Source organism: Kitasatospora sp. NPDC093806 (assembly GCF_040683335.1).
Classification (GTDB): domain Bacteria; phylum Actinomycetota; class Actinomycetes; order Streptomycetales; family Streptomycetaceae; genus Kitasatospora.
The window spans coordinates 1-9879 of the sequence record NZ_JBFBDO010000176.1 but is presented as its reverse complement, the minus strand read 5'-3'; the positions used below and the strand labels follow the sequence as shown (position 1 = coordinate 9879).

Annotated in this window: 8 protein-coding genes, 1 pseudogene and 1 riboswitch; of the genes and pseudogenes, 4 read left to right on the top strand and 5 right to left on the bottom strand. The window is 75.3% G+C overall.

Going from position 1 to position 9879, the window contains the following annotated elements:
- Positions 1 to 622 (top strand): annotated as a pseudogene (locus tag AB0N76_RS38090) (hypothetical protein); the annotation flags it as partial.
- On the opposite strand, the gene AB0N76_RS38085 reads toward AB0N76_RS38090, so the two are convergent.
- Both AB0N76_RS38085 and AB0N76_RS38080 read right to left on the bottom strand, forming a co-directional pair.
- Positions 589 to 1758 carry a magnesium and cobalt transport protein CorA gene (locus AB0N76_RS38085; protein ID WP_363565434.1) on the bottom strand — a complete coding sequence of 390 codons (1170 nt, stop codon included), beginning with the start codon at positions 1756 to 1758 and terminating at the stop codon, positions 589 to 591. The pseudogene AB0N76_RS38090 and the gene AB0N76_RS38085 overlap by 34 nt on opposite strands.
- A 371-nt stretch (positions 1759 to 2129) precedes the next feature.
- A riboswitch (M-box (ykoK) riboswitch) is annotated at positions 2130 to 2303 on the bottom strand.
- Between the two features lie 87 nt (positions 2304 to 2390).
- Positions 2391 to 3323 carry an alpha-L-glutamate ligase gene (locus AB0N76_RS38080; RefSeq protein WP_363565433.1) on the bottom strand — a complete coding sequence of 311 codons (933 nt, stop codon included), beginning with the start codon at positions 3321 to 3323 and terminating at the stop codon, positions 2391 to 2393.
- A gap of 215 nt (positions 3324 to 3538) precedes the next feature.
- On the opposite strand from AB0N76_RS38080, the gene AB0N76_RS38075 reads away from it, so the two are divergent.
- Positions 3539 to 5140: an ABC-F family ATP-binding cassette domain-containing protein gene (locus AB0N76_RS38075; protein WP_363565432.1), complete on the top strand. Its 1602-nt coding sequence runs from the start codon at positions 3539 to 3541 to the stop codon at positions 5138 to 5140.
- 55 nt (positions 5141 to 5195) lie between these two features.
- On the opposite strand, the gene AB0N76_RS38070 is transcribed toward AB0N76_RS38075, so the two are convergent.
- Together AB0N76_RS38070 and AB0N76_RS38065 are read right to left on the bottom strand one after the other, a co-directional pair.
- The gene (locus AB0N76_RS38070; protein ID WP_363565431.1) at positions 5196 to 5954 is read right to left on the bottom strand and encodes a class I SAM-dependent methyltransferase; all 759 of its coding nucleotides are present in this window, start codon (positions 5952 to 5954) and stop codon (positions 5196 to 5198) included.
- 87 nt (positions 5955 to 6041) lie between these two features.
- Positions 6042 to 6827: an alpha/beta hydrolase gene (locus AB0N76_RS38065; protein ID WP_363565430.1), complete on the bottom strand. Its 786-nt coding sequence runs from the start codon at positions 6825 to 6827 to the stop codon at positions 6042 to 6044.
- Positions 6828 to 6949: 122 nt separating this feature from the next.
- On the opposite strand from AB0N76_RS38065, the gene AB0N76_RS38060 reads away from it, so the two are divergent.
- The gene (locus AB0N76_RS38060; RefSeq protein WP_363565429.1) at positions 6950 to 7330 is read left to right on the top strand and encodes a cupin domain-containing protein; all 381 of its coding nucleotides are present in this window, start codon (positions 6950 to 6952) and stop codon (positions 7328 to 7330) included.
- Between the two features lie 306 nt (positions 7331 to 7636).
- Here the strand turns inward: AB0N76_RS38060 and AB0N76_RS38055 are convergent, their stop codons facing one another.
- Positions 7637 to 8416: a carbonic anhydrase gene (locus tag AB0N76_RS38055; protein ID WP_363565428.1), complete on the bottom strand. Its 780-nt coding sequence runs from the start codon at positions 8414 to 8416 to the stop codon at positions 7637 to 7639.
- A 111-nt stretch (positions 8417 to 8527) separates the two neighbouring features.
- On the opposite strand from AB0N76_RS38055, the gene AB0N76_RS38050 reads away from it, so the two are divergent.
- Positions 8528 to 9879 (top strand): ATP-binding protein (locus tag AB0N76_RS38050; protein ID WP_363565427.1); only part of this gene is annotated, 1352 nt, incomplete at its 3' end.

Genomic DNA, 9879 nt, shown 5'->3' with positions numbered 1-9879 from the left:
CGCCGGTGGCGGCCGCCGTCAGCAGGACCCGGCGGACGACGGCGTCGCCGGCCTGGGCACCGTCGAACTGCTGACGCCCGGACGGGCCGCCGAGCTGACCGGCGCCGCCGAATCCGGCGCGGGCCTGGTCGGCGTGCTGAGCTGCGCGGGCTTCCTCTGCGCCGCCCTCGGCGCCCGGCTCGCCCCCGCCCTCGCCCGGCGCTCCGACGGCAGCCGCGCGGTCCTCCTCGGCCTGGCCGCCTGCGCCGCCGGCGTGCTGCTGCTCGCCGTCACCGCCCGCACCGCCGGACCGGCCGCCACCGTGGCGGCCGCCTTCGGCTACGGCCTCGGCTACCTCGGGCTGGGCGCCGCCGCACCGAACCAGAACGAGCAGCTCCACCGGCGCGTCCCCGACGAGACCCGCGCCACCGCCCTCTCCGTCCAGTCCCTCGCCCTCCAACTCACCGGCGCCCTGGCCGGCCTGACCCTCGCCCTCCTCCCGCCCGGCCCACCCCGCTGGCTCCTCGGCGCCACCGCCCTCACCACCGCCACCCTCCTCTGGTCCCGCCGCCCACCGGCCCCCCGCCAGGCCGGCGAACCACCGACCCGTCAGAGCCAGTTGCGGCGCTTGAAGATCAGGTAGAGGCTCGTGCAGACCAGGGCCATCAGGGCGATGGCGAAGGGGTAGCCGAAGGCCCACTTGAGTTCAGGCATGGTGGTGAAGTTCATGCCGTAGACGGTGCCGATCAAGGTCGGGGCGAAGAGGATGGCCGCCCAGGAGGAGATCTTCTTGATCTCGTCGTTCTGGACGTGGCCGGCCTCGGCGAGCTGCTTCATCTCCTCGTTCTGGCGCTGGGAGACCAGGGTGGCGTTGACGGTGAGGATGTTCTGGAGCATCTGGCGGAAGCCGTCGACGCGCTCGGCGGCGTAGGTGGCGTGGTCGGCGACGTCACGCAGGTAGCGCTGCAGTTCCTCGTCGGTGCCGTACTTGCCGAAGCCCGCCTCCAGGCTCTGCATGATCTCCAGCAGCGGGCGGGTGGCGCGCTGGAACTCGATGACCTCGCGGGAGAGTTCGTAGATGCGGCGGGACACCTGCGGGTCGCCGCCGAACACCTCGGTCTCGATCTCGTCGATGTCGTGCTGGAGGCCCGCGATGACCGGCGCGTAGCCGTCGACGACGGCGTCCAGGACCGCGTACAGCACGGCCTCGGGGCCGAGGGCGAGCAGGTCCGGGTCGGCCTCCAGGCGGCGGCGCACCGCGGAGAGGTCGGGGGCCTGCGAGTGGCGGACGGTCAGCACGAAGTCGGGGCCGACGAAGAGGTGGATCTCGCCGAAGTCGACCTCCTCCACGTCGTCCAGGTAGCGGGCGGCGCGGAGCACCACGAAGAGGGTGTCGCCGTAGCGCTCCAGCTTCGGCCGCTGGTGGGCGACGATGGCGTCCTCGACGGCCAGTTCGTGCAGGTTGAACCGCTCGGCGGCCTCCAGCAGCTGGGTCTCGGCCGGGCGGTAGAGGCCGATCCAGGCCATGGTGCCGGGCTTGCCGGGCAGTTCGCGGTAGACGTCGGCCAGGTCGGTGGCGGTCTGCACGCGGTGGCCGTCGTGGTAGACGGCGGCGTCGACGACGGAGCGCTCCAGGCTGACGGGCTCGGCCGGCTGGTCCGGGCGCGGGTCCATCGAGTGCTCGGGGGCGGGCTGGTCGTCGGTGCGGTGGATCGGGGTGACGGAGCGGGAGAACGGACGCTTGCTCGCGCGCACAGCGCGCACACGCCAGTCGGACATGGCGGGTACCTCCGCGGTTCGGGGGCCGCCGCTCCCGGGGACCGTGGCCGGTCGTCGGGGCGGGGCAGGCGGGGAGGCGCCCGGCCGTCCTCCACCGCGCACGGCGCCCGGGCCGGACGCGGCCGCCGGCCGGGGTCAGCGGCGGGCGGTGCGGCGGCGGGGGTCGGGAGCGGTACGGGAGGAGGGTCGCCGGGTGCCAGGAGAAGTGGGGGACGTCCTGGGGCGGGGCCGACTTCGACCCGGACTACTACTGCACTCCATCGCTCTCACCTCCTCGCCGTCGGGGCGCCCGCACGGGGTCGCCGGTACCGGGCCACCAGGAGGTCCACACCGTCGTCATGTCCGGGCGCGCACGGGCCCGCGACGACGGGTGGGCACCCCTGATCTCGTCAGAGCTTTGGCACGTCACGGCGTAGCACCCGGGGGTGCAGCCACTTGGGGTCACCCCTTAGGCCGGGGAGACCTGTCCTGACCCTGGGCGTCTCTCGACGTCGTGGGGTCAGTGGCCTGTGTCCGTAACGACGCCTCACCGAACGAGGTGCCTTCACAACCTCCCCGAGTCTAGTACCCGCCGGAGGGTCCGTTCGACCAGGGGTGCGGGCAGGGATACGGACGGGGGGCGGGCAGGGATTTCAGGCGGACGGCGGCGGGGCGAGGTGGGCGGCCACGTACGGCACGCCGACCGCCTCCAGCGCGCCGGGCGAGCCGAACGCGGGGTGCACGTTGACCTCGAACACGACGCCGCCGCTCTCGGCCGCGAGGTCGACGCCGGCGAACGGCAGCCCGACGGACGCGGTGGCGGCGATCGCGAGGTCGGCCAGCCCGGCGGGCAGCGCGTCCAGCGGCAGCGGGGTGGAGACGGCGCCGCGGGCGAGGTTGCACGGCTCGTCCGGGTCGTCCTGGACGTGTTCGACCGCGCGGATCGCCCGCCCTTCGAGCACCGTCACCCGGTACTGGTGGCGGCGGCCGTCGGCGGTGAAGTTGCGGGCGTCGCGGGCGAGCAGCCAGTCGGTGCCGGCCTCGGCGTAGCGCCGGGCGGCGTCGGCGAGCTGGACGCGGTCGGTGATGTGGAAGACGTCCTGGCCGCTCATCCCGACGGCCGGGCGCGCCCAGACGTCGCCGCCGAGCCGGTCGAGGACCTCGGCGGCCTCGGCGGGGGTGGGCCGGGAGAGGGTGACGGTGGGCATCTGCCGGACGCCGTCGCGGGCGAAGCGTTCGACGGCGAGCCGTTTGTCGCTCGCCAGCCGCCAGCCGTCGACGGCGGTGCCGAGCGAGCGGACGCCGTGGGCGTGCAGGGCCCGCTGGCAGTCGGCAAGTTCGAGGCGCCGGGGTGGCGGTATCTCGTAGAGGAGCACCGCCGAGGCGGTCACCGCCAGCCCTTCGCCGGGGACCTCCAGGCCGACGCCGTCCGCGGTGCCGCGGATCCGGCCGCCGCCGGCGGGCCCGGCCGGTCCGCCGGCCATGAAGTGCCGCGCGTCCAGCAGGACGGGTGCCCGTCCGGTGAGCCGTCGCACGGCGGTGGCCAGCGCTTCCCGGCTGCCCTCGGTCGAGCTGTGATCGGTCATCAGAACGAGCTCGCTTCGCCCCATGGAGCCATGGAACATGTCGCGGACATGCCGGAGCAAGGAATTCCGGGGATTGTCCCTCCCGGATAATTCGGGTGCGCCCCACGGGCGCCGCGCGTTAACCTCGGCGCCATGTCGACGCCCCGCATCTCCTAGCTGACGGACCCGCCTCCACGCCACCCGTGTGTCCGTCCGCTGTTCCGGAGCGTCATCCCATGATCACCACCCGTGGTGTCGACGTGCGCGTCGCCGCCCGCCCCCTGCTGTCCGACGTCACCCTCCACATCGCCCCCGGCGACCGAATCGGCCTGGTCGGCCGCAACGGCGCCGGCAAGACCACCCTGCTCGCCACCCTCGCCGGCCGGCTGCACCCCGCCGCCGGCACCGTCACCCGCACCGGCCCGGTCGGCTACCTCGCGCAGGACTCGCACGCCGCCGACCCGGCGACCACCGTCACCGACCGGATCCTGTCCGCGCGCGGACTGGACCGCGCCGTCCGGGACGTGCGCGCCGCCGAGACCGCCATGGCCACCGCCTCCGACGAGCGCGCCCAACGCCGCGCCATGGCCGCCTACACCCGCGCCGAAGCCGAGTTCCAGGCGCGCGGCGGCTACCCCGCCGAGGCCGAGGCGGCCCGCGTCGCGGCGGGCCTCGGCCTGCCCGAACGGGTGCTCCCCGAGCCGATCGGCGCGCTCTCCGGCGGCCAGCGCCGCCGGGTCGAACTGGCCCGGATCCTCTTCGCCGACCACGACACCCTGCTGCTCGACGAACCCACCAACCACCTCGACGCGGACGCCGTCGCCTGGCTGCACGGCTTCCTCGCCGGGTACGCCGGCGGAATCGTGCTGATCAGCCACGACGTGCCGCTGCTCGCCGCCACCGTCAACCGGGTCTTCCACCTCGACCCTCAGCGGGCCACCGTCGACGTGCACAACACCGGCTGGGCCGACTACCTCACCCAGCGCGCGGCCGACGAACGCCGCCGCACCCGCGAGCGCGCCAACGCCGAACGCAAGGCCGCCGCCCTGCACAGCCAGGCCGACCGGATGCGCGCCAACGTGGCGACCGCCGTCACCGCCCGCTCGATGGCCCGCCGCGCCGACCGGATGCTCGCCGCCCTCGAACCCGTCCGGCAGGCCGAACGCACCGCCCGGATCCGGCTGCCCGAACCGGCGCCCTGCGGCCGGATGCCGCTCGGCGCGGTCGGCCTCACCAAGGCCTACGGCGGGCGCACCGTCCTCGGCGGCCTCGACCTGGCCGTCGACCGGGGCACCCGGCTCGTCGTGCTCGGCCACAACGGCGCCGGCAAGACCACCCTGCTGCGGCTCCTCGCCGGGCGGGAGACCCCGGACGGCGGCCGGGTCGTCCCCGGCCCCGGGCTGCGGCTCGGCTACTTCGGCCAGGAACACGACACCCTCGACCCGGAGCGCACCGTTCGGGAGAACCTCGCCACCGCCGCACCGCATCTCACCGACGGCGAGCTGCGGCAGGTGCTCGGCGCGTTCCTGTTCCGCGGCGACGACGCCGACAAGCCCGCCGGGGTGCTGTCCGGCGGCGAGCGGACCAGGCTCGCGCTGGCCGGCCTGGTCCACTCCGGCGCCAACGTGCTGCTGCTCGACGAGCCGACCAACCACCTCGACCCGGCCTCCCGGGCGGAGGTGCTGACGGCGGTCGGCGGCTACCCGGGGGCGATCGTGCTGGTCACCCACGACCCCGGCGCGGTCGAGGCGCTGCACCCGGACCGGGTCCTGCTGCTGCCCGGCGGCGACGAGGACCTGTGGCGCGAGGACTACCTGGACCTGGTCACGGCGGGCTGACCAGGTCGGGCGCGGCGGGCTGCGCAGGCCGCCGCGCCCGGCGCGCCCCGGGACCTCACGGTTTGCGCGCCTCGATGAGGAACCGGGCGGAGTGGGCGACGAACGGCCCCTCCGCCCGGATCCGCGCGTCCAGCTCGCGCAGCCGGTCCCGGTGGGCGTCGACGGTGAAGCCCGGGACCATCCAGACCACCTTGCGCAGGAAGTACACCACCGCACCGACGTCCCGGAACTCCATCCGCAGCCGCTCGGAACGCAGGTCCACCACCTCCAACCCGGCGGCCCGGGCGGCCTCCGCGTCGGCCTCCGGCCGGCGGGCCAGCCGCGCCCGCGGCTGCGGGCCGAGGAAGAACTCGACCAGCTCGAACACCGAGGCCGGTCCCACGTGCTGGGCCAGGTACGTGCCCCCGGGGCGCAGGACGCGGGCGATCTCGGCCCAGTGCGGCTCGACCGGATGACGGCTGCTCACCAGGTCGAAAGCGCCGTCGGCGAACGGCAGCGGCGGCTCGTCCGGATCCGCCACGACGACCGCGCCGAGCGGGTGCAGCAGGGCGGTCGCCTTGGCCACGTTCGGCGGCCACGACTCGGTGGCGACCACCGTGGCGGGGAAGCTGCCGGCCACCCCGGCCAGCACCTCCCCGCCCCCGGTCTGCACGTCCAGCGCCGCCGAGGCGAGCGCCAGCCGCTCCCCCAGCAACCGCTGGTACCCCCAGGACGGCCGCTCCTCGGTGGCGCGGCCCGCCAGCCAGGAGAAGTCCCACCCGTCGACCGACGCCGACGCGCCCTCGTCCACCAGCTCCTCGAACGTACGCTCCATGCCGCCCATCCTGCCCCGCCCGGCCGCGCCCGGCCCGGCGGACACCGGCTGCGGCGGTCGGCGGCGGTTGGCGGCGGTTGGCGGCGGTCAGCGGGCGAGGAAGGGGTCGAGCAGGTCGACGAGTTCGGCCGGCGCGTCCAGGGCGATCAGGTGCCCGGCGGTGGCGAACTCGACCAGGGCGGCACCGGGGATCTCGGCGGCGTAGCGCCGGCCGATGTCCTGGAAGTCGGCGACGTCGAGCAGCCCGATCCCGACCAGGGTGGGGACGGCGATGGCGGACACGTCGCCCCGGCCCGGCCCCTGCGAGTGCCCGCCGACGACCTCCTGGTTGACCAGCGAGGTCCGCATCGGGGCGCGGACCCGGTCGGCCAGCCCGGCGGCGACGTCCTCCCAGCCGCGGGCCGGCCCGCGCAGCCACATGTCGAGGTTGATCGCGACGGCCGCATCCACGTCGCCCGCGGCGAGCGCCGCGGTCTCCGCCTCGTCGTACGCGATCATGTCCGCGGACCAGTCGTAGCCCGGCCACGGCGCGGCGAACAGCGCCAGCGAGTGGACGCGCTCGGGGTGGGCGAGGGTGAAGTCCACGGCCACCCGGCCGCCCCAGGAGGCGCCGACGAGGCGCACCCGCTGGTGGCCGAGTTGGTCCAGGAGCCGGAGCAGGTCGTCGGTCTCGCGGAACGGGCCGGTCGGCGGCGCGGACTCGCCGAAGCCCCGCAGGTCGTACCGGATGACCGTGTACCGCGCCACCAGTCCGGGCACGATCGCGTCCCACATCCGGTGGTCGGCGACGCCGGCGTGGACGAGGACGACGGGCGGTCCGTCGCCGTCGACGAGGTAGGAGAGGTGACCGAGATCATCGGCGAGAGTGAACATCCGATGATCTTCGCAGGACGGCAGTGCACATGCCAGCCTCGCCCCGGATGCGTCCGGTCGTACGAAGTGGTCAACTCGACATGAGGGGAGTCTCGGGCGTCACCGCGGAGAGGGGCTCACCGATGCCGAAGATGTCCAAGGAGTCGGCGACACAGGTCCAGGAGTTCGGGCCGGTGGTCGACCGCCGTGAAGAGATGGACGGTTACACGGTCGAGTTCGTCTCCTTCGGGGCCGACGCCGACCTGGACGGTCCGCTGCAGTCGCTGCCCGGCGGAATGTGCCAGTGCCCGCACTGGGGCTACGTCATCGCGGGCCGGATGCGCTTCGTCTTCGGCGACCACGAGGAGGTGTACGAGGCGGGTGACGCCTTCTACATCCCGTCGGGCCACCGCCCGTACGTGGACGCCGGCGCCGAGGTGCTCCAGTTCAGCCCCTCCGACCGGCTCGCCGTGACCGAGCAGGCGATCGTCGAGTGGATGGGCCGGCAGGAGGGCGCGGGATAGCGGTTCCGGCGGCCCCGCTCTCCGTGGTGTCAAGGCCCGGGGGCGTGCCTCCGGGGGTGCCTCGTCCCTTTGCGTGCGCCACGGGTGGTTCCCTACTGTCCCGGTTCCGTCCGTCGATCGCCTCGGTAGGCTCCTGGATCCGCATTGGCTCACCCCCTCAGCACCCTCCGCACGGCGTCGGGACCCTCCCGGCCCGATCCCGCCGGGCGGGTGCGCCGGGGCCGGTGCGGACCGCATCCGCTCGCGGGGAGCGGCCGCACCGGCATGTCGTCCTTGTCGTCCTTGTCGTCCGTCGCGCCGGTGGCCTCAGCCGCCTCCGTAGACGTCGTGGACCGGTCCGTGCGCGGTGACGGTCCGCACCCGGGCGTCGCCTCGGCGGTAGGCGAGGCCGACCACGGTGGCCCGGCCCTCCGCGACCTCGGTGGCCAGGCGTGGGCATTGCCGCAGGAGCAGCCCGACCCGGCGGCGGACCTCGTCGTCCACGACGGCGTCGGAGCACCGTCCGGACGGTCTGACGGCCGCGGCCGGGCGGAACCGGTGCGATTGTCCGCCCGCCCCGTCGGTGGTGTGCCAGGCTCCGCCGATCGGGCCGCACTGGTCGTGTCCCAGCACCACGACCAAGGGGCATCCCAGGGTCGCCACCGCGTACTCGAGTCGCCCCAGCGCGTCGGCGTCGGCTTCCCGCCCAGGTCGGTTGACCGTCAGGAGGTCGGGGTTCGCGTGGTCGAAGAGGGTTTCGGCCGGGAGCGGGGAGTCGGCGCAGGCGAGCACGGCCACCGGTCGGCGCTCCGGGACGGCGTTGGTCCGCTTCCGTTCGTCCCACCAGGGATCACCGGAGCGGCCGGAGGCGAACCAGGCGTTGCCCTCCAGCAGCGTGTTCAGGGCGCGCAGGCCGTGCGCGGCGGCGAGCGCGATCCCGCCGGACGCGGACGCGGCAGGCACGGAGGCGGCTCCCGCTTGTGCCCATGCGGTGTCCCGGGGCCGCGGCGGCCGGGTGCCGCAGCCGGTCCCCGCCGCCTGCCCGGAGGACGGAGCCCCCTCGTCGGAGGCGGGGCCGGTGGATTCGTCGAAGGACTCGTCGGTCATGGCGACGACCGTAGGAACCGCCCGACCCGGGCGCATCGGCCGTCCAATCGGTCACCCGTCGGGCATGTGATCACACCCGGCAAGTGCCGGAGACATCGGAAGAGGGGATTCGTGGACACCCACGGCCACACCACGCTGTACGGGCGCGACCAGGAGAAACGGATGCTCGACGGCCTGGTCGACCGGGCCCGCCGCCACCAGGGTTCGGCCCTGGTGATCTGGGGAGAGCCCGGGATCGGGACGACGGCGATGCTGGAGTACCCGACGGCCGGCGCGGCCGACTTCACGTTAATCCGCTGCCGCGGCAGCCGCTCCGAGTCCGCGTTGGGGTTCGCCGCGCTGCACGAGCTCCTGTGGCCGCTGGCCGACCGGGTTCCCGCGCTGCCGCCGCCGCAGGCCGCCGCCCTGGGCGCCGTCCTCGGACACTGCGCCCGGACCGGCGACCGGTTCCTCGTCGGCGCGGCCGTCCTCACCCTGCTGTCCCGTCTCGCGGCCGAGCGGCCGCTGCTGGTCCTCGTGGACGGGGCCGACGAGTTGGACCGGCCGACCGCGCAGTGCCTGGCGTTCGTCGCCAGGCGCCTGCGGACCGAACGGGTCCTCCTGCTGCTCGCGGCGCACACCGCCCCGGCGGCCGACGGCCCGTGGGAGGCGCTGCCCGCGCTGGCGCTGGCGCCGCTGGGCGACGAGGACGCGGCGCGGCTCGCGCGGGCCGCCGCCCCCGGGGCCGACGAGGCCACCGTGCGCCGGACGGTGGGCTTCGCGGCGGGCAACCCGCTGGCGCTGCGTGAACTCCCGTCCCGGTGGGCGGACCCGAACGAGCCGCGGGCCTTCAGCACCCGCCTGCGCCGGGCCGTCGGCTCCCGCACGGCCGGGCTCTCCCCCGCCGCCCGCGCCCTGCTCCTCCTCGCGGCCGCCGAGCAGCACGGCAACCAGGACCACGGCAGCCAGGACCACGGCGGCCAGGGCTGCGGCGACGAGGGCCGCGGCGGCGAGGAGGGGGACGAGGCCCTGGTGCGCAGGACGGCGGGCCGCCTCGGTCTCGGTCCGGGAGCATGGGACGAAGTCCTGCGCCCGGGCCTGCTCGCGGTCGGGGACGGCCGGACCCGCTTCCACGCACCGCTGGTCGCGGCCCTGCTCTACGAGGAGGCCGCGCCCGCCGAACGACGGGCGGCGCACCGCGCGTTGGCCCAGGCACTGCCGGTGGACGGGGCTCCGGAGGGGGCGCGGGTGTGGCACCTCGCCCACGCCTGCGACGGTCCCGACGAGGCCCTGGCGGCCGCCCTGGAACGCGGCGCGCGGACCGCTGCGGCGCGCGGCCGGTGCGACCCGGCGGTCCGGGCACTGCGGCGGGCGGCCGAGCTGTCACCCGGGGCGGCGCGGGCACGGGTGCGGGCACCGGCGCGGGCACGGGTGGCGGCGGTGGCGGCGGGAAGATCACCGTCGGCATCAAGTTCGACCAGCCG